Annotated in this window: 18 protein-coding genes; 8 read left to right on the forward strand and 10 right to left on the reverse strand. The window is 71.0% G+C overall.

The features are described 5' to 3' along the window. Positions 1-57: 57 nt before the first annotated feature. Positions 58-444 carry a VOC family protein gene (locus tag ACIF9R_RS14010; protein ID WP_399978780.1) on the reverse strand — a complete coding sequence of 129 codons (387 nt, stop codon included), beginning with the start codon at positions 442-444 and terminating at the stop codon, positions 58-60. A gap of 292 nt (positions 445-736) precedes the next feature. Further along, positions 737-1,339 carry a DUF998 domain-containing protein gene (locus ACIF9R_RS14015; protein ID WP_399978783.1) on the reverse strand — a complete coding sequence of 201 codons (603 nt, stop codon included), beginning with the start codon at positions 1,337-1,339 and terminating at the stop codon, positions 737-739. Between the two features lie 176 nt (positions 1,340-1,515). Here ACIF9R_RS14015 and ACIF9R_RS14020 point away from each other — a divergent pair, with 176 nt between their 5' ends. The 6 genes from ACIF9R_RS14020 (at position 1,516) to ACIF9R_RS14045 (ending at position 7,139) form a co-directional block, all read left to right on the forward strand. Beyond that, on the forward strand, positions 1,516-2,346 hold the full coding sequence (locus ACIF9R_RS14020; RefSeq protein ID WP_399978786.1) for an alpha/beta fold hydrolase: 831 nt from the start codon (positions 1,516-1,518) through the stop codon (positions 2,344-2,346). A 292-nt stretch (positions 2,347-2,638) separates the two neighbouring features. Next, a complete protein-coding gene (locus ACIF9R_RS14025) occupies positions 2,639-3,751 on the forward strand; it encodes an NDMA-dependent alcohol dehydrogenase (protein ID WP_399978789.1) in 1,113 nt (370 codons plus the stop codon). Between the two features lie 29 nt (positions 3,752-3,780). Beyond that, the gene (locus tag ACIF9R_RS14030) at positions 3,781-4,998 is read left to right on the forward strand and encodes a cytochrome P450 (RefSeq protein WP_399978791.1); all 1,218 of its coding nucleotides are present in this window, start codon (positions 3,781-3,783) and stop codon (positions 4,996-4,998) included. Between the two features lie 6 nt (positions 4,999-5,004). Then, positions 5,005-5,193 (forward strand): ferredoxin, encoded by a 189-nt coding sequence (locus tag ACIF9R_RS14035; protein ID WP_399978793.1) that lies wholly within the window; start codon positions 5,005-5,007, stop codon positions 5,191-5,193. A 325-nt stretch (positions 5,194-5,518) separates the two neighbouring features. Beyond that, positions 5,519-6,286, forward strand: coding sequence for a crotonase/enoyl-CoA hydratase family protein (locus ACIF9R_RS14040; protein WP_399978795.1), 768 nt, complete (start codon positions 5,519-5,521; stop codon positions 6,284-6,286). A gap of 76 nt (positions 6,287-6,362) precedes the next feature. Then, positions 6,363-7,139 (forward strand): SDR family NAD(P)-dependent oxidoreductase, encoded by a 777-nt coding sequence (locus tag ACIF9R_RS14045; RefSeq protein WP_399978799.1) that lies wholly within the window; start codon positions 6,363-6,365, stop codon positions 7,137-7,139. Positions 7,140-7,265: 126 nt separating this feature from the next. On the opposite strand, the gene ACIF9R_RS14050 is transcribed toward ACIF9R_RS14045, so the two are convergent. Further along, positions 7,266-8,333 (reverse strand): phosphotransferase family protein, encoded by a 1,068-nt coding sequence (locus ACIF9R_RS14050; RefSeq protein WP_399978802.1) that lies wholly within the window; start codon positions 8,331-8,333, stop codon positions 7,266-7,268. Between the two features lie 199 nt (positions 8,334-8,532). Here ACIF9R_RS14050 and ACIF9R_RS14055 point away from each other — a divergent pair, with 199 nt between their 5' ends. Further along, positions 8,533-9,984 (forward strand): MFS transporter, encoded by a 1,452-nt coding sequence (locus tag ACIF9R_RS14055; protein ID WP_399978805.1) that lies wholly within the window; start codon positions 8,533-8,535, stop codon positions 9,982-9,984. A 122-nt stretch (positions 9,985-10,106) separates the two neighbouring features. On the opposite strand, the gene ACIF9R_RS14060 is transcribed toward ACIF9R_RS14055, so the two are convergent. The 5 genes from ACIF9R_RS14060 to ACIF9R_RS14080 all read right to left on the reverse strand — a co-directional run bounded on the left by ACIF9R_RS14060 (position 10,107) and on the right by ACIF9R_RS14080 (position 15,632). Next, on the reverse strand, positions 10,107-11,210 hold the full coding sequence (locus ACIF9R_RS14060; protein WP_399978808.1) for a 2-oxoacid:ferredoxin oxidoreductase subunit beta: 1,104 nt from the start codon (positions 11,208-11,210) through the stop codon (positions 10,107-10,109). Next, entirely contained in the window at positions 11,207-13,069 is a 1,863-nt protein-coding gene (locus ACIF9R_RS14065) for a 2-oxoacid:acceptor oxidoreductase subunit alpha (protein WP_399978811.1), read from the reverse strand. The genes ACIF9R_RS14060 and ACIF9R_RS14065 overlap by 4 nt, the downstream gene beginning before the upstream one ends. Further along, on the reverse strand, positions 13,066-13,380 hold the full coding sequence (locus ACIF9R_RS14070; protein WP_399978813.1) for a hypothetical protein: 315 nt from the start codon (positions 13,378-13,380) through the stop codon (positions 13,066-13,068). Before ACIF9R_RS14070 ends, ACIF9R_RS14065 begins: the two co-directional genes overlap by 4 nt. A 97-nt stretch (positions 13,381-13,477) precedes the next feature. Continuing rightward, positions 13,478-14,404 carry an SDR family NAD(P)-dependent oxidoreductase gene (locus tag ACIF9R_RS14075; RefSeq protein ID WP_399978815.1) on the reverse strand — a complete coding sequence of 309 codons (927 nt, stop codon included), beginning with the start codon at positions 14,402-14,404 and terminating at the stop codon, positions 13,478-13,480. Continuing rightward, positions 14,397-15,632 (reverse strand): cytochrome P450, encoded by a 1,236-nt coding sequence (locus ACIF9R_RS14080; protein ID WP_399978818.1) that lies wholly within the window; start codon positions 15,630-15,632, stop codon positions 14,397-14,399. The genes ACIF9R_RS14075 and ACIF9R_RS14080 overlap by 8 nt, the downstream gene beginning before the upstream one ends. A 112-nt stretch (positions 15,633-15,744) precedes the next feature. Between ACIF9R_RS14080 and ACIF9R_RS14085 the strand changes: the two genes are divergently transcribed. Next, a complete protein-coding gene (locus ACIF9R_RS14085; RefSeq protein ID WP_399978820.1) occupies positions 15,745-16,533 on the forward strand; it encodes an enoyl-CoA hydratase in 789 nt (262 codons plus the stop codon). Between the two features lie 267 nt (positions 16,534-16,800). Here ACIF9R_RS14085 and ACIF9R_RS14090 read toward each other — a convergent pair whose 3' ends face one another. Further along, entirely contained in the window at positions 16,801-17,244 is a 444-nt protein-coding gene (locus tag ACIF9R_RS14090) for an SRPBCC family protein (protein WP_399978823.1), read from the reverse strand. A gap of 40 nt (positions 17,245-17,284) precedes the next feature. Beyond that, positions 17,285-17,770: a nuclear transport factor 2 family protein gene (locus tag ACIF9R_RS14095; protein ID WP_399978825.1), complete on the reverse strand. Its 486-nt coding sequence runs from the start codon at positions 17,768-17,770 to the stop codon at positions 17,285-17,287. Between the last annotated feature and the right edge of the window lies 1 nt (position 17,771).

Below are 17,771 nucleotides of genomic sequence, written 5' to 3' on the forward strand. Positions count from 1 at the left end.
CGCCGGCGTGGCCCTCGGCGCGGCCGGTCGTCCGCCGTCCGTCCGACGATTTCGCGGCTACTCGCTGTGCACGATCTGGATCAGATTGCCACAGGTGTCGTCCAGGACGGCGGTGGTCACCGGGCCCATGGCCAACGGTTCCTGGGTGAAGACCACACCGAGTGCGCGCAGCCGGTCGAACTCCGCCCGTACGTCGTCCACGCTGAACGAGGCGGCCGGAATGCCGTCCTGGACCAGCGCCGTTCTGAACGGCCCGACCGCGGGGTGCCCGGAGGGCTCGAGGAGCAGCTCGGTCCCGTCGGGGTCCTCGGGGGAGACCACGGTCAGCCACCGGTCCTCACCCACCGGCACGTCGTGCTTCTTCACGAAGCCCAGCATGTCGGTGTAGAAGCGCAGCGCCTTGCCCTGGTCGTCGACGAAGACGCTGGTCAGGTGGATCTTCATGAGGACTCTCCGGAATGTGTGGAGCGGGCGGGGGCCAGGATGTGTCTGAGCGGACCGGTTGCCCGGACCGTGGAACGTACGGCCGCCCTGGCGTCGCGGGGCGACGAGACCGGAAAACCGAAGGACGGCAGGGCGCCTCGAGGACGGCGCCCGCCATGACTCCACCATAGGCAAGTACTTACTTGCCTATCAAGTCGGCGCCTGTCCTTCCGGGGCCGGTGGCCGGTCGGCACCCCCGCGGGCGGACCTCCCACGAGCCCCACCCGGCCCGAACGGTCCGCCGGCCCGCGGCTCATGTCGGCGTCCTGTCGCCGCCCCGGCAGTGACGAAGGCACGAGGCGACGGCCACGAAGGGCCACACGGACTGGACAGCCGTGACGACTCGTTCCGCGACACCGGCCGCGCCCTCACGCTGCAACTCGACCAGGAACCACACCGCGCCGACGACCATCACGGCGGTCGCCACGAACGACGGCGCGGGCCGCAGAGCCCATGGCGCGGCACCGCTGCCATCGGCGGCCAGGACCGGCCACACGGCCAGGAGCACGAATCCGACGACGGCGACCGAGCCGTGCCGCAGGGATCCCCCACTGCTCGGCGCCGGGATCAGCGCCACCACCACAGCCGCCACTCCCCCACCGGCCAGCGCCACACGTCCGGCAACAGCCGCCGTCCTCAGCCCCCAGGCGGTGAGGAGATGACAGACACCCAGGGCGAACAACGCACCGGTCATCACCCAGAACCCCGCGGCCCCGTGAGCCGCCAGCACACTGATCGTCTGACTGACGGGGTCGTACCCCGCCCCCTCCAGGGACGCCGCGATCAGCCATCCCGCGATCAGCAGGACAGGCGCACACCCGGACGAGAACAGGACCCATAGGGGAACGGTCGGCATTCAAGAACCATAAGACGCGAAAAGCACCCTGACGGTCTTTGTGCTGGTAAGTCGCCCGATCACACGAGATGAGGCCGGACGGGCCGACGCGTAGGGTGATATCCGTGTTCCTGCAGCCGTGGCCCGAGGCCGCCGCGGACGCATCCCCTTCAGCCATTCACGCGGGAGGATCAACCATGGGCACGGTCAGCACTCCTGACGGCACGACCATCTTCTACAAGGACTGGGGCCCGCGCGACGCCCGGCCCATCGTCTTCCACCACGGCTGGCCGCTGAGCGCCGACGACTGGGACAACCAGATGGTGTTCTTCCTCGCCCAGGGCTACCGGGTGATCGCTCACGACCGGCGCGGCCACGGCCGCTCCAGCCAGTCCTCGGCAGGCCACGAGATGGACACCTACGCGGCTGATGTGGCGGCGCTGACGGCCGAACTCGATCTGCGGGAGGCCGTCCACATCGGGCACTCGACCGGCGGCGGCGAGGTCACACGCTATGTGGCGCGCGCCGAACCGGGACGGGTCGGCAAGGCGGTGCTCGTCGGCGCGGTTCCGCCGGTCATGGTCAAGTCCGAGGGCAATCCGGACGGTCTGCCGATCGAGGTCTTCGACGAGCTCAGGGCATCCCTCGCCGCCAATCGGGCGCAGTTCTACATCGATCTTCCGTCGGGCCCGTTCTACGGCTTCAACCGGCCCGGCGCGGACGTCTCCCAGGGCCTGATCGACAACTGGTGGCGGCAGGGAATGGCGGGGGCGGCCAACGCCCACTACGAATGCATCAAGGCCTTCTCCGAGACCGACTTCACCGAGGACCTCAAGCAGATCGACGTCCCGGTCCTCGTCGCGCACGGCAGCGACGACCAGATCGTGCCATACGCGAACTCGGCGCCGTTGTCGTCCGGGCTGCTGCGGCACGGCACCCTCAAGACGTACGAAGGGTTCCCCCACGGCATGCTGTCGACGCATCCGGACGTCCTCAACCGCGACATCCTGGAATTCGTCACGTCATAGCACGGCGGTGGGCGCGTCGCGTCCGCTCACCGGCGGACCACGCGCGGCGAACGCCGGCGACCCGGAGAACTCCGCTCCACACCTGGTTCCCACCTCGCACCGTTCGTTTTACGGTGGCGGGCAGGGGAGGCGACACACGACCCAGCATCCCTTACATCGGGGCATTACGGCCACATTTCAGGGTCACACCCCTCTCCCCGGGCGACGTCCGCCCACTTTCGACATAAGGCTTGACAGACCGAACCTAACATTGTGTGATTACCGCCACCTAAGGCGCGAGAGGGATCACACTGTGAAATCAAAAGCAGCCATCCTCTGGGAAACCGGCCGGCCGTGGAGCGTCGAGGCAATCGAACTCGACGCTCCCCAGCAGAACGAGGTCCTTGTACGGATCGAGGCCGCGGGCATGTGTCACTCCGACGACCACGTCCGGGTCGGGGACGGATACGCCGCACTTCCCACCATCGGCGGCCACGAGGGCGCCGGCGTGATCGAGCAGATCGGCCCCGGCATCGAGCACCTCGCAGTGGGTGACCACGTGGTGTTCTCGTTCCTGCCGGCCTGCGGACGGTGCCGCTGGTGCGCGAGCGGGCGGTCCAACCTGTGCGACTACGGGCAGTTCCTGATGGAAGGCTCGATGATCAGCGGCGGATACCGCGCCCACGCCCGGGGCAAGGACGTCGGCACGCTCTCCCTCGTGGGCACGTTCAGCGAGCGCACCGTCGTGCACGAGACGTCGGTCGTGAAGATCGACCCGGACATCCCGTTCGAGGTCGCCTGCCTGCTCGGCTGCGGTGTGCCGACCGGCTGGGGGTCATCGGTCAACATCGGCAAGGTCCGGCCCGGCGAGACCGTCGTGGTGGTGGGCATCGGCGGCATCGGCGCCAACGCGGTTCAGGGCGCCCGGCTCGCGGGCGCCAAGAACATCGTCGCCGTCGACCCGGTGGCCTTCAAGACCGAACAGGCGAAGATACTCGGCGCCACACACACCGCCGCCTCGATGGAGGAAGCGGTGGGCCTCCTCCAGGACATCACCCGCGGTGTGATGGCCGATGTCGGGGTGAACACGATCGGCGTGGTCGAGGGGTGGATGATCCAGCCGTTCCTCGACCTCGTGTCCAAGGGGGGCCGCGCGGTCCTCACCGGCATGGCGCGCAATGTCGACGACAAGGCGACCCTGGGCATGCAGATGTTCGCGCTGTTCGAGAAGTCCCTGCTCGGCACCGTGTACGGAGGCTGCAACCCGCGCGCGGACATTCCCCGGCTCGCCGAGTTGTACCGGGCCGGCAAGCTCCGGCTCGACGAACTGGTCACCCGCACCTACTCCCTCGACCAGATCAACGAGGGCTACGCCGACATGCTCGCGGGCAAGAACATCCGCGGCGTGATCGTCAACGAGTTCTGAGTACCCGGATCCGCTGCCGAGGAGGCTTCGTGACGACCACGCATCAGGGCGACAAGCAGGAACAGCTCGACAACCAGCAGCAACTCGCCGAACAGCTCAGCCACTTCGACCTGTTCAGCTGGGAGGACCAGCGGGTGAAGTGGGAGCTGTTCTCCTACGCCCGCGACAAGTGCCCGGTGGCACACACCGACGGGAACGGCGGCTTCTACATCGTCACCCGCTACGAGGACGTGCGCCGGGTGATGGAGGACTGGGAGACGTTCTCCTCGACCGAGTCGCCCCTGGTCCCGACCGGGGTACCGTCGCTCTGCCCCATCGACAACGACCCGCCCGTCCAGACCGCCGCACGGCAACTGCTCAACCCGCTCTTCTCCCGCAAGGCGCTCGCGCCCTACGAGGAGGCGATGCACCAGACGGCCCGGGAACTGATCGACGCCTTCGTCGACCGCGGCTCGGCCGAGATCCTCAACGAGTACGCCGGCCCCTACATCGGCCGGATGCTCACAAAGGTGATCTTCAACGACCTCAGCGACGAGGAACTCCAGGCGGCCCAGGACCTGGCGCTGGCGGTGGCCGAAGGGGCCACACCGGAGCTGTTCGGGCAGTTGTTCATGATGTGCACCGAATACCTGGAGCGCGCCAAGCAGCGTGGGATCTCCGGCGACGGTGTGCTGGCCCGCCTCGTCAACGGCCGCTTCGGTGACCGGCCCATCAGCCACGACGAGCAGGTCGGCGCGCTCGGCATCCTGATCCTCGGGGGCCTGGACACCACCCGCGCCGCGATCGGGAACATCACCTACCGGCTCACCCAGAACCCCGGCCTGGAGGACCGGCTGCGGGACCCCGCATGGGTACGCCGGGACATGGACGAGTTCCTGCGTCTCGACTCCCCCGTCGCCGCGATGGCCCGGGTGGCGACCCGGGACGTCGAGCTCAACGGCGTGCTGATCAAGAAGGGTGAGCGGGTCCAGGCCCGGTTCGACTCCGCCAACCGGGACACCGACAAGTTCCGGGACGCGGACCAACTGGTCTTCGACGAGGCGCGCAGCGGCCACGCCGCCTTCGGCATGGGGGTCCACCGCTGTGTCGGCTCCAACATGGCCCGGATGCAGATCGAGATCGCCTTCGAGGAGCTGCTGAAGCGGATCAGGAACATCAGACTCGCCCCGGCCGCCGACATCAAGTGGGTTCCGGGACAGAGCAACGCACTCCACACCGTGGACATCGAGTTCGACCGGGTGGGGTGACCGATCATGAAGGTCGATGCCGATGTGACACGGTGCCAGGGGCACGGCCGGTGCGCCCTGCTCGCCCCCGATGTGTTCGACGTGGACGACAACGGCAAGGTCGTGGTGCTGCTTGCGGAGGTCGGTGACGAGCACGTCGCCGGCGTCCGCGAGGCCGTGACGAGTTGCCCGGAGGCCGCGCTCGACCTCGCCTGACGGGTGTCCCGGCCCGACCTTGTTCGGGCCGGGACACCCGTGTGTTCCCAGGTCACGCATCACCGTCCGACCTCCCCGTCCCCTCGGCACGCGTGAGGTCGTCCGGACCAGGCGGCGCCCGCCCCGTCCAGCCGGTCGGCTGGGGAGCGGGCGCCTCCGTTGGTCGTGGTCGTGGGTGCACCCCGGGAAGGCGATGACTTAATCTATCGTTGTTTGATAATGTGTGGGTGCCACGCCTTCCCGCTCTCTCCTGGAGAGGGGCCGCGGACGTCGGCGTGCCCTGTGGTCGTCGCCTCCGCTTGTCGCGGAATCCGAAGGGAGAGATGTGAGCTCGAAGGACGTATCGACCGAACGGAAGGGCGCCGTCCTGGTGATCACGATCAACCGGCCGGACGCCAGGAACGCGCTGAACCGGAACGTGGCCGAGGGCATCGCGGCGGCAGCCGACGCACTCGACGCGTCCGAGGACCTGCGGGCCGGTGTGCTGACCGGGGCGGGCGGCAACTTCTCCGCCGGCATGGACCTCAAGGCATTCCTGCGGGGCGAGTCGCCGAGCCTGGAGGGCCGGGGACTGTGCGGCATCACGATGACGCCTCCCCGCAAGCCGTTGGTGGCCGCCGTGGAGGGCTGGGCGCTGGCGGGAGGACTCGAACTCGTGCTGGCCTGCGACATGGTCGTCGCGGGCGAGACAGCGCGGTTCGGCGTCCCCGAGGTCAAGCGCGGCCTCGTCCCGGCCGCCGGCGCCGCCCTCAGTCTGCCGAACCGCGTGCCGCGGGCGCTGGCACTGGAGATGCTGCTCACCGGGGAGCCGATCGAAGCGCCACGAGCCGCGAAGATCGGCCTGGTCAACCGTGTGACACGGGCCGGCGGGGCGCTGGAGGGCGCCCTGGCCCTCGCACAGAAGATCGCCGAGAACGGTCCCCTGGCGGTCCTGCGGACCAAGCACATAGCGAACGCCGCCGCGGACTGGGGAACGGAAGAGGGCTGGAAGCGCCAGCAGCCGTTCATCGAAGAGATCTTCGCCTCCGAGGACGCCGCCGAGGGGGCACGCGCCTTCGCCGAGAAACGCCCCCCTGTCTGGCGTGGGCGGTGAAGTCCGGCGTCGTCGCGCGCGGGCGGCACGGCGTCCGTCCCCATGATCCCCGTCATCCGCAGGAAGAGAGAGAAGCATGAACATCACGGGAGCCAGCGCTCTGGTCACGGGAGCGGCGTCCGGCATCGGCGCCGCGGTGGCACGCCGTCTCGCGGCGGAAGGGGCCCGGGTCGTCGTCGCCGACGTGCAGGAGGAGAAGGGGCAGAAACTCGCCGCCGAGATCGGAGGCGTGTACGCCCCGGTGGACGTGACCGACACACGTCAGATCGGCGACGCGGTCGCGGCGGCCACCCGGCTGGCGCCGCTGCGGGCGGTGGTCAACTCCGCCGGCATCGGCGGGGCCCAGCGGACCATCGGCCGCAACGGCCGGGTCGAGTCGGCGCACGACCTCGCGGCATTCTCCCGGATCGTCGCGATCAACCTGATCGGCACGTTCGACGTCATACGCCAGGCGGCGAGTGCCATGAGCACCAACGAGCCGGACGCCGGCGGACAGCGCGGCGCCATCGTCAACATGGCCAGCGTCGCGGCCTTCGACGGGCAGATCGGCCAGGCCGCCTATGCCGCGTCCAAGGGGGGCGTGGTCGGCATGACGCTCCCGGTGGCACGCGACCTGTCGGCCTCGGGAATCCGCCTGAACACGGTGGCCCCAGGTCTGATCGACACTCCGATCTACGGCGAGGGCCCGGAGGCGGAAGCCTTCAAGGAGCAGCTGGGCTCGCACGTGCTCTTCCCCAAGCGCCTCGGACTGCCGGAGGAACTCGCCGCCGTGGTCCTGGAGTTCCTCCGCAACGACTACCTCAACGCCGAGACGGTCCGGGTGGACGGCGGCATCAGGATGCCTCCTCGGTGACCCACCGGGGTGGTGCGAGCGCCGGCTGAGCCGGCAAAGACGGCTGTCGGGCAGAACCCAGCGGGAGCGGTTCTGCCCGACAGCGCTGTCCGCGCTTCCTGCGCCCGGTGCGCATGCGTCACGGCGTCACCCGTCCAGCGGTCCCAGGGCAAGGCCTGCCGCCATCAGCCGGGGCACCGCGTGTCCCGCGGTCGCGAAGCCGGGGCCGGATCCGACACCGGCCCGGCGACGGTGCTCGATGCCGGCCGCGATCGTTCCTATCTTGTAGTAGGCCAGGGCCAGGTGGAAGTCCCAGTGGTCGAGCGGTACTCCGCCCGCCGCCTCGTAGGCGGCCGCCAGTGCCGGCACGTCGGGCAGCCGGTCGTCGGTCCAGGCGCTGGGTGCGCCCAGGATGAGGTCGAGCGCCTCGTCCCGATAGGCGCACATCATGGCCACGTCCGCCACGGGGTCACCGATCGTGGACAGCTCCCAGTCGACGACGGCCGCCACCTCGGGCAGCCGGCCGTGGGTGAGGATGGTGTTGTCGATGCGGTAGTCGCCGTGCACGATCCCGGTGGACACCTGCTCCGGGACCGCGACCGTCAGCCGCCGTGCCAGTTCGGCCGCGGCGGCGCGGACCTCCCTGTCCTCGGGGGCGACCAGCTCCCACTGCCCGCTCCAGCGGCGCAGTTGCCTCTGCGCGTACGCGTCGGGCCGGCCGAAGCGCCCGAGTCCGGCGGCCACATGGTCCACGCGGTGCAGCGCGGCCAGGGTGCGGGTCAAGGAATCCATCAGGTGGGACAGTTGGGAATCGTCCAGCGCCGCCAGGTCGTCGCGCGACTGCACGCTGAGGCCGTCCACGAAGTCCACGACCGTGAAGGCTCCGCCGAGGAGCGACTCGTCCTCGCACAGGACGACCGGCCGCGCGACCGGTACGGCGCTGCCCCACAGACCGGAGGTCACCCGGAACTCCCGGGCCACGTCGTGCGCGGAGGGCGTGCGTCCCGCGCGGGGTGGCATGCGCAGGATCCAGCGTGACGTCGCGTCGGTCAGCGTGTAGGTCAGGTTGGAGCGGCCCCCGGTGATCAGCACAGCCCTCAGCGGGCCGTCGGGAGGTGTGCCGGCTTCCGCCATGCGGCGCGCGACCGCGTCCAGTTCGGTGCGGCTCAGGTCGGTCGGCGTCGGGCTCGTCTGCGTGGGCGGATCGGTCTTCACGGATGTTCCTCCTGACGGTCGCGGCCGGCCCGCGGCCGCCCGGAAACAGGCAGCGGCCGAGTGCCGGCACCGGGCCGGGTGTGAGGCGATCGGCCCATTCCTGAGGGGTCAATTATATCTATTGATGTTTGGTTTAGCGTAGCATGAGCCGATCGGATCATCCGGTTCGAACAGTCCAGGCCGGGGAGGCGAGCAGTACGTGAAGGACATCGGACGCGGACGCCGACAGCTGTCGTTCTGGGTCCTCACCCTCTCGGCCATGGCCTTCTCCTCCTTGCAGTCCCTCCTCGTCCCGGTGCTCCCCCACATCGAGCGCCTGTTCCACACCGACCAGCGCACCGTCGTCTGGGTCGTCACCGCCTACCTGCTCTCGGCCTCGATCTTCACTCCGGTGCTCGGCCGTGTGGGAGACATGGTGGGCAAGCGCCGCGTGCTGGTGGCGACCTTGGCCGCGCTGACCGTCGGGTCCGCGCTCGCGGCGCTCGCACCGTCCCTGGGATGGCTCATCGCGGCCCGGGTGATCCAGGGGGCCGGCGGCGGGGTCATGCCCCTGACCTTCGGCATCATCCGCGATCTGTACCACGAGGCTCACGTCTCCCGGGCGGTGGGCGTACTGGCCGCCGTCGGTTCGCTCGGCTACGGGGCCGGCATCGTCGCGGCCGGTCCGGTGGTCGATGTGCTCGGATATCCCTGGCTGTTCTGGCTGCCGACGATCACGACGGCAGCCGCGGCGGTCGCGGCCCGGTTCGTGATCCCCGAGTCTCCGGTGCGCGGCCCCCGGGGTCTGCCCCTGCTCCCGGCGCTGCTGTTGTCGGTGGGGCTGGTCTCGCTCCTGGTCGCGCTGAGCCAGGGCACCGTCCGGGGCTGGCTCTCCCCGGGCATCCTCGCTCTGGTGGCGCTCTCGGTGCTGGCGGGGACCGCCTGGATATGGACCGAGGGCCGGGTTCCGGTGCCGATGATCGACATGACGATGATGCGCCGACGGGGTGTGTGGTCGGCCAACTGTGTGTCGGCCCTGCTCGGGTTCGGGATGTTCGCGGGTTTCGCGTTCCTGCCCCAGCTCATGCAGACCCCGCCCGAGGCGGGCTACGGTTTCGGGAGCACCATCGCGCAGTCGGGACAGCTCATGCTGCCCTCGGCCCTGGCGATGTTCGCCGTCGGCTTCGCGACCGCCCCGCTGATCCGGCGTTTCGGATCCCGGGCGGTGACCGTCGCCGGGTCCGCCGTGGGCGCGCTGGCCTATCTGGCGCTGGCCGCCTTCCACGACACTCCCTGGCAGGCCTGCGCGGCGATGACCGTCCTCGGTCTGGGGATCGGGCTCGTCTTCACCACCGTCGCCGGTGTGGTGGTCCGCGCCGTGCCCCCCGAACAGACCGGTGTGGCCGGCGGGATGAACGCCAACATCCGCACCATCGGCGGTTCCTTCGGAGCGGCGGCCATGGGAGCCATCGTCACCGGCGGCGTCTCCGCGACGGGTCATCCGCCGGAGGCGGCCTACACCGCCGGCTTCGCAACGCTGGGCGTGGCCCTCGCACTGGGCAGCGTCCTGGCGCTGTTCGTCCCGAGCCCCGACGGTCAGCCCGTCGGCGGCCCCGGACACGACGCCGCACCCGCCGGACCGGACGCGGTCCACTCCGGCCGCGTCGGCTGACGCGGCCCACGGACGGGCCCGGCCGCGTCACCACGATCCGCTCGGCGAACCCGTGGGCCGGAACACCACTGCGCGCTCTGTGACTCTTCACGAGACAGTGCGCGCAGTGCCCGGTCGACCGGTCAGCGCACCTCCCAGGTGTCGGGGCCGTCGATGAGTGCCTGGAGGTCCCCGTCGCCCCTGCGCCCGCGGTCGGCCACCACCTGGGTCCGGGCCCCGTCGTCGTACGTGGGTCGCCTCACCTGCCGGAAGATGCCGATCGGGGCACGGGTCATCTCACCCGTGGCGGTCAGTCGCGAGAGTGCGAACGCGACGGTCGGGTCCTCCGCGTGGGCGTCGTGGACCACGACCTGCCCCGCGTTCGCGGGCGTGACGTCGGCGACATGCACCTCGCCCGTGGGCAGGCGGAAGACGCCGAGCCGTCCCCGCCCGTCCTCGGCGGGCGCGCCGAAGCGGACGGGTTCGCCGTGGACCAGCGGGATGATCGCGTCGGCGGCGGAGTCGCGGTCCTTCAGGACCTCGTAGGCGCCGTCGTTGAAGATCGGGCAGTTCTGGTAGATCTCCACGAGTGAGGTGCCGCGATGGGCGGCCGCCGCCGACAGCACCGAAGTGAGGTGCTTCCGGTCGGAGTCGACGGTGCGCGCCACGAAGGTGCCCTCGGCACCCAGGGCGAGGGAGACCGGGTTGAAGGGGTGGTCGACCGAGCCCACAGGGGTGGACTTGGTGATCTTCCCGGTTTCGCTGGTGGGCGAGTACTGGCCCTTGGTGAGCCCGTAGATCCGGTTGTTGAACAGCAGGATCGTCATGTTGACGTTGCGGCGCAGGGCGTGGATCAGGTGGTTGCCGCCGATGGACAGGGCGTCGCCGTCACCGGTGACGACCCACACCGAGAGGTCCTCGCGGGCCGTGGCGATTCCGGTGGCGATGGCGGGGGCACGACCGTGGATGGAGTGCATCCCGTAGGTGTCGAGGTAGTAGGGGAACCTCGAGGAACAGCCGATGCCGGAGACGAAGACGATGTTCTCGCGGCGCAGGCCCAGGCTCGGCAGGAAGCCCTGGACGGCCTTGAGCACCGCATAGTCGCCGCAGCCGGGGCACCAGCGGACCTCCTGGTCACTGGTGAACTCCTTGCCGGTCTGGGGAGCGTCGGCGGTCGGGACCAGGGCGGTGCCGCTGTCCCCGTTCCCGTCCCCGACCACGGGAACGGGGAGGTCGGTGACCGTCATGAGGCCTCCTGCGGGATCTCGGTGAGGTGGGTCAGGAACTCCTGCTCGAGCTGCTCGGCGCCGAACGGCATGCCGCGCACGGTGGTGAGGCGCCGTACGTCGACCAGATAGCGGTCGCGCAGCAGGGTGGCGAGCTGGCCCAGGTTCATCTCCGGGCACACCACCCGGTCGTAGGCGGCGAGAATGTCGCCCAGATCCGCCGGGAACGGGTTGAGGTGGCGCAGGTGCACCTGGGCGATGTCCAGTCCGCGGCGGCGCACCCGGCGTACGGCGGCGCCGATCGGGCCGTAGGTCGAGCCCCAGCCGATGACCAGCACACGGGCCCGGCCGCCGGGGTCGTCCACGGCGAGGGCGGGGACCGACCGGGCCACCGCGTCGACCTTGGCCTGCCGGGTGCGGACCATGAGGTCGTGGTTGTCGGGGTCGTAGGAGATGTCCCCGGTGCCGTCCTTCTTCTCGATGCCGCCGATGCGGTGCTCCAGGCCGGGGACGCCGGGCGGTGCCCAGGGCCGGGCCAGGGTCTCGGGGTCGCGGGCGTAGGGCAGGAAACGCTCTCCCCCGGCCGGCGGAGCCGCGAAACCCGGCTCGATACGGGGCATCGACGCCACGTCCGGAAGCCGCCATGGCTCGGAGCCGTTGGCGAGGTAGCCGTCGGAGAGCAGTATCACGGGGGTGCGGTACGTGACGGCGATGCGGGCCGCCTCGACGGCGGCGTCGAAGCAGTCGGCCGGGGAGCGGGGCGCGATCACCGGCAGCGGTGCCTCGCCGTTGCGGCCGTACATCGCCTGCAGCAGGTCCGACTGCTCGGTCTTGGTCGGCAGACCGGTGGACGGACCGCCGCGCTGGACGTCGACGATCACCAGGGGCACTTCGAGCATCACCGCGAGGCCGATCGTCTCCGCCTTGAGCGCCACTCCCGGACCGGATGTCGTGGTGACGCCGAGCTGGCCGGCGTAGGACGCTCCCAGGGCCGCGCCGACGGCGGCGATCTCGTCCTCGGCCTGGAAGGTGGTGACGCGGAAGTTCTTGTGTCTGCTCAGCTCGTGCAGGATGTCGGAGGCCGGCGTGATCGGGTAGGCGCCGAGGAACACCGGGAGTCCGGTCAGGCGCCCGGCGGCCACGAGCCCGTAGGACAGGGCGGTGTTGCCGGTGATGTTCCGGTAGCGGCCGGGGGCGACGGCCGCCGGTTTGACCCGGTAGGAGACGGCGAACGTCTCGGTGGTCTCGCCGAAGTTCCAGCCCGCGCGCAGTGCGGTGACGTTGGCATCGCGGATCGCGGGCTTCTTCGCGAACTTGGTGGTGAGGTGGGCGACCGTACCGTCGACCTCCCGGCCGTACAGCCAGGAGACGAGGCCCAGGGCGAACATGTTCTTGGCACGGGCGGCGTCCTTGCGGGAGAGCCCGAACGGCTTGACCGCCTCCACCGTCATGCCCGTCAGGTCGAGTGCGTGGACGGCGAGGTCGGCCAGCGCGTCGTCCTCCAGCGGGCTGGCGGAGTACCCGGCCTTGGCGAGGTTGCGTGCCGTGAAGTCGTGTGTGTCGACGATCAGTGTCGCCCCGGGCCGCAGGTCGCCGACGTTGGCGCGCAGCGCCGCCGGGTTCATCGCCACCAGGACGTCGGGCCGGTCGCCGGGGGTCAGGATGTCGTGGTCGGCGAAGTGCACCTGGAAGCTGCTCACGCCCGGGATCGTGCCCTGCGGTGCCCGGATCTCGGCCGGGAAGTTCGGCAGCGTGGACAGGTCGTTGCCGAAGACGGCCGCTTCCTGGGTGAACCGGTCACCCACCAGTTGCATGCCGTCGCCGGAGTCGCCGGCGAACCGGATCACCACCCGGTCCAGTTCTGTCACTCGTGTGCTCATCGGGATGCCTCCAGGTGCGCTCGGACCACCGAGCGGGTGTCGTCGGTCCAGCCCTTGTCCGCGGCGTAGGCGATCATCGCGTCGTACCGTGTGCGCCACTGGGCGTCGCCGGACGGGTGTGCGCGGCGCCCGAGTTCGGCGACGTCGAGCCACATGTGTCCGGCGTCCGCCCCGTCGGTGCCTCGGGCCAGGCCGTCGGCCATCAGCACCCGTGCCGCGGTAGGGGCGTCGAGCCCGGTGACGACCGACAGTGCGGTCAGCAGGGACGGTTCGAGGATGTCGATCCCCTCGGCGGTGACCTGCACCTTCATGGCGGCTCCTCTCCTGGAGGCTGCGTGGGGTGGTCGGCAGCCCACCATACCAATCATTGTTTGATTATGGGGGTCCACCGTCCCCCCACGGAGGTGGTCAGGAGGCCAGTGCCCGCACCGCGGTGGCCCAGAGCCGCTCGGCGTTGGCCGGGTCCAGGGCGTAGGGGGCCACGCCTCCGGAGTAGTCCGGCGAGCGTTCCTCGACGACCCGGGCCGGCCGGCAGTCCTGGTAGTAGGCACCTCCCAGGCCCTCGAGCTCCGGGGCGGTGGCGAGCAGGACCGAGGTGGCGGCACCCTGGGCGACGGTCTTCATGGGCAGCCCTGCCGTGTCCCACTGGATGTGCCGCTGCAGTTCGGTGTGGACGATGCCGGGGTGCGCGGCGTCGGCCCGCACACCGCGCCCGCCCCAGCGGCGCGTGATCCCGACGGCGAGCAGCACGTCGGCGGTCTTGGACTGCGCGTACGCCAGCCAGGGATCGTAGGGCCGGTAACGGAAGTGAAGGTCGTCGAACACCACCGGCGAGCGCAGGTGCGCGGCGGAGCTGAGGCACACCACACGCGCGCCGGACGCCTCGGCCAGCGGCCTCTCCAAGCCGCGCACCAGGGCGAAGTGTCCGAGGAAGTTGACGGCGAGTTGCCGTTCCCAGCCGTCCGGGGTGCGCTCCAGCTCGGGCAGCGCCATGATCCCGGCGTTGTTCACGAGCATGTGCAGCGGCCCGGTCCACGCGTCGGTGAACCGGCGCACCGAGCGGGGGTCGGCGAGGTCCAGCTCGCGGGCCTCGATCCGGTCGTTGCCGGTACGCTCCGTCAGCTCCGCCGCGATCCGGGCCGCTGCGCCGGTGCGGCGGGCGGCGAGGACGACGCGGGCGCCCGTCACGGCGAGGGCGCGTGCCGTCTCGGCGCCGAGACCGGAGGTGGCTCCGGTGACGATCGCCGTACGGCCGGTGAGGTCGACGCCGTCGACGACCTCGTCCGTGGTGGTGGCGAAACCGAAACCCGCCGGCCGCCCGGCCGTCTCAGACATCGCCGTCCTCCCGCGTCGTCGCGCCGGTGGGTGCGGCACCCCCCGGGAAACGTACGGGGAGGCTGCGCAGCCCGTGGGAGTTGGTGTGGCCGCCCCAGACCACGTCGCCGTCGAGTGCGAGCGACGGGAACTCGTCGAGGACGTGCTCCAGGACCGTGCGCAGCTCGAGCCGGGCCAGACCCTCCCCGAGGCAGCGGTGCCGACCGCTGCCGAAGGTGAGGTGCTGGGTCAGGCCGGGGCGGTCGAGGTCGAAGGCGAAGGGCTCGTCGAACTTGTCGGGGTCGTGGTTGCCCGCCCCGAAGGCCAGCATCACCTTCTCGCCGGGGCACAGTTCGGCGTCCCGCAGGGTGGTCCCGTGCCGTACGGTGCGGGCCATGTTCCACACCGGGGGGTGCAGTCGCAGGCACTCGTCGATCATCTTCGGCACCAGGGAGCGGTCGGCGAGCAGCCGGTCGCGCAGGCCCGGTTCGGTGAGGAGGCGGTAGAGCATCGTCCCGATGCCGTCGACGGTGGTGCCGTGGCCGGCGACGACCAGCAGCTGCACCAGGCCGAGCGCCTCGACGTCCGAGACCGTCTCGCCCTCGACCTCGGCGTTGACCAGCTGCCCGAGCAGGTCCTCGGCGGGCCGGCCGCGCCGCGCGGCGATCTCCTCCGCCAGGAATGCCTCCAGCCGCTGGGCGGCGGCCCTGCCCCGTTCGGGACGGCCGGTGTCGGCGAAGGCCTCCATGAACTCCTCGCCCAGGCGGTGGATGCGCTCCCAGTCGGAGCGGATGCCGAGGACCTTGCAGATCACCAGGACCGGCACGGGGCGGGCGAACTCGGTGACCAGGTCGGCACGGCCCCGCTCGGCGAGCGGCGCGAAGCCGTCCGCGACGATCCGGCGGATGCCGTCCTCCCACGGGCCGAGCGCCTTGGGGGTGAAGTGCGGGAGGACCAGCTTGCGGAAGGCGCCGTGGCGGGGCGGGTCGAGCTCGGCCGGGATGACCGGCATGGACTTGCCGGTCGGGGGGATCATGATGCCCTCGGTGACGGTGTACGTCTCCCAGTCCGCCGAGGCGGTCACGATGTCGGCGTGCTTGAGCAGGGCCCAGAAGCCTCCGGACGCCTCGCTCCAGGCCACGGGACACCGTGCCTGCATGTCCGCGAGTGTTTCGAACAGGTCGCCGGCCAGCTCCGGTCTGCGGTTGTCGAGGTCGACGAGGTGTCGCTGTCTGCGGTCGTCGGTCACGGATCCTCCTCGATGATCGGACCGCGCTAATCTAACAGCGATTGGCTCTGGTGTGACCGGGTGTCGCCTGTCACGCTGGGGTCACATAATCAATCGCCGTTAGGAGCCTGGTGTGTCCTCCACGAACCCCTCTGACTGTGTCCTGGTCGAGCACGACGGGGCGGTCGCCACGGTCACCTTGAACCGCCCGCAGCGGCGCAACGCGCTGAACTCCGCGCTGATCCGCGAGCTGAGCGCCACCATGGCCCGGCTCACCGACGACACCCGGGTGCGCGCGGTGGTGCTGACCGGAGCGGGAGTCGCCTTCTGCGCCGGGCTCGACCTGCGCGAACTGGGCGAGACCGGGGACAACATGCGCTCGGCGGGCCCCTCGGCCGGCGACAACGCGCCCTGGCACCGGCCGGCCAAACCGGTCGTCGCCGCGGTCAACGGCCCGGCCGTCACCGGCGGTCTGGAGATCGTGCTGCACTGCGACTTCGTCCTCGCCTCCCCGGCGGCCCGCTTCGGCGACACCCACGCCCGGGTCGGCGTGCTGCCCGGCTGGGGCCTGTCCTACCTGCTGCCGCAGGCCGTCGGAGTGCGCAGGGCCCGGGAGATGAGTCTCACCGGGCGCCTGATCGGTGCCGGGGAGGCGCTCACCTGGGGGCTGGTCAACCGGGTGGTGGAGGGCGAGGACCTGCTCGCCACCGCGCGGGAGGCGGCCCGCCAGATCGCCGAGCTGGACCCGGGGATCGCCGCGGAGTACCTGGCGCTCTACCGCGACAACGCCGCCTCCACAGTCGCGGAGGCGGCGCGGCGCGAGAGCGTCCGCTCGCTGGCCTGGGCGGAGCGCATGTTCCGTCCGGAGAACGTCGCGGCACGCGCCGACGCGGTGATCGAGCGGGGGCGGGCGCAGAACTGAGCTCCGTCCGTCCGGCGCGAAACAGGACCTGGAGACGAGGGCAGCCACGCACGACGGCGCCGCCCCCGTTCTCCCGGTCCGGCCCCGGGCGGGGCCGGACCGGGGCGGGGGCCGGAGCCGGGGCCGGAGCCGGGAGCCGGGGCCGGGAGCCGGAGCCGGAGCCGGAGCCGGGAGCCGGAGCCGGCGCCGGAGCCGGAGCCGGCGCCGGGGCCGGAGCCGGGAGCCGGGGCCCGACCTGGGGCGGGGCGGGGCCCGCTCCCCCGCGGCCTACGGCAGGCCGAGGTGGGCGCGGAGGTCGCCCAGGAACTCCGTGTACCGGCTCGCGAAGGCCTCGTGCATGGCGGCCTCCACGTCGGCATCGCAGTCGAAGTCGCCGTACCACTCGACGAACGTCGCGTTCGTCCGCGTCACCGGCCGCACCCGGATGGTCGCCCGGTAGCTGCGCACCGGGAACGGGTTCTGTCCGGGCGGGAAGTCGTACGCGTACGACCGGTCGTCGGCGTCCATCGCCACCAGCCGCTCGCGCACCACCCGGCCCCCGTCACGCAGCACGAGGCGGCGCACGGAGCCGACGGCCGGTCCTCCGCCCCCCTCAAGACCACCCTCCGACAGTTTTCCGACGAAGTCGGCGATGTCCTCGAAGCGGCCGAGCACCGCCCAGACGGTGTCGACCGGCGCGGGCAGGACGTCGCTGACGTAGGCACGGCTCATGGTTCCTCCGGTACGGAGCGGGTCGGGGCGGACGGGGGTGTCACCGCTGTCCCTCGGGCGGGAGGGGCCGCATGAACGCCTCCGTCTCGCGCTTGAACGCGACGACGACGCGGCGTTCACGGAACAGCCAGCAGCCGCCGACGCGCACGAACTCGTCCTCGTAGTCGCCGGCGATGGCCGGACGGGTGTCGACCGCGAGCCCGTCGGGGCCCCGGTCGTCCCGCAGTTCGACGGCGACGGACACGCCGCGGGCGTGGTCGGCGTCCAGCACGTCGACGGCGATGTTGGTGACGACGTGCCGGGTCGTCCGGGCCGTCAGGGCGTCCCGCCGAGCGAAGAAGGAACGCAGCTCCTCCCGCCCGACGGCATCGATCGCCGGGGAGCGCCAGGCGCCGTCCTCGGTGAAGAGGTCGGCGGCCGACGCGCCGCGGCCGTGGTCGAGCCGGCGGCCGTACTCCACCATCAGCCGCTTGCACTCCTCGACGGCGAGCAGTCTCTCCAGCGGGGGCAGTTCGTGGTGCGCCATG

This window comes from Streptomyces sp. NPDC086080, assembly GCF_044540255.1.
In the GTDB taxonomy this organism is placed as follows: Bacteria; Actinomycetota; Actinomycetes; order Streptomycetales; family Streptomycetaceae; genus Streptomyces.

Excerpts from the sequence above, each read along its gene's own strand:
- ACIF9R_RS14010 (WP_399978780.1), bottom strand. The coding sequence starts at position 444 with ATGAAGATCCACCTGACCAGCGTCTTCGTCGACGACCAGGGCAAGGCG.
- ACIF9R_RS14075 (WP_399978815.1), bottom strand. The coding sequence starts at position 14,404 with ATGTCTGAGACGGCCGGGCGGCCGGCGGGTTTCGGTTTCGCCACCACC.
- ACIF9R_RS14020 (WP_399978786.1), top strand. The coding sequence starts at position 1,516 with ATGGGCACGGTCAGCACTCCTGACGGCACGACCATCTTCTACAAGGAC.
- ACIF9R_RS14090 (WP_399978823.1), bottom strand. The coding sequence starts at position 17,244 with ATGAGCCGTGCCTACGTCAGCGACGTCCTGCCCGCGCCGGTCGACACC.
- ACIF9R_RS14060 (WP_399978808.1), bottom strand. The coding sequence starts at position 11,210 with ATGACGGTCACCGACCTCCCCGTTCCCGTGGTCGGGGACGGGAACGGG.
- ACIF9R_RS14045 (WP_399978799.1), top strand. The coding sequence starts at position 6,363 with ATGAACATCACGGGAGCCAGCGCTCTGGTCACGGGAGCGGCGTCCGGC.
- ACIF9R_RS14070 (WP_399978813.1), bottom strand. The coding sequence starts at position 13,380 with ATGAAGGTGCAGGTCACCGCCGAGGGGATCGACATCCTCGAACCGTCC.
- ACIF9R_RS14065 (WP_399978811.1), bottom strand. The coding sequence starts at position 13,069 with ATGAGCACACGAGTGACAGAACTGGACCGGGTGGTGATCCGGTTCGCC.
- ACIF9R_RS14095 (WP_399978825.1), bottom strand. The coding sequence starts at position 17,770 with ATGGCGCACCACGAACTGCCCCCGCTGGAGAGACTGCTCGCCGTCGAG.
- ACIF9R_RS14015 (WP_399978783.1), bottom strand. The coding sequence starts at position 1,339 with ATGCCGACCGTTCCCCTATGGGTCCTGTTCTCGTCCGGGTGTGCGCCT.
- ACIF9R_RS14035 (WP_399978793.1), top strand. The coding sequence starts at position 5,005 with ATGAAGGTCGATGCCGATGTGACACGGTGCCAGGGGCACGGCCGGTGC.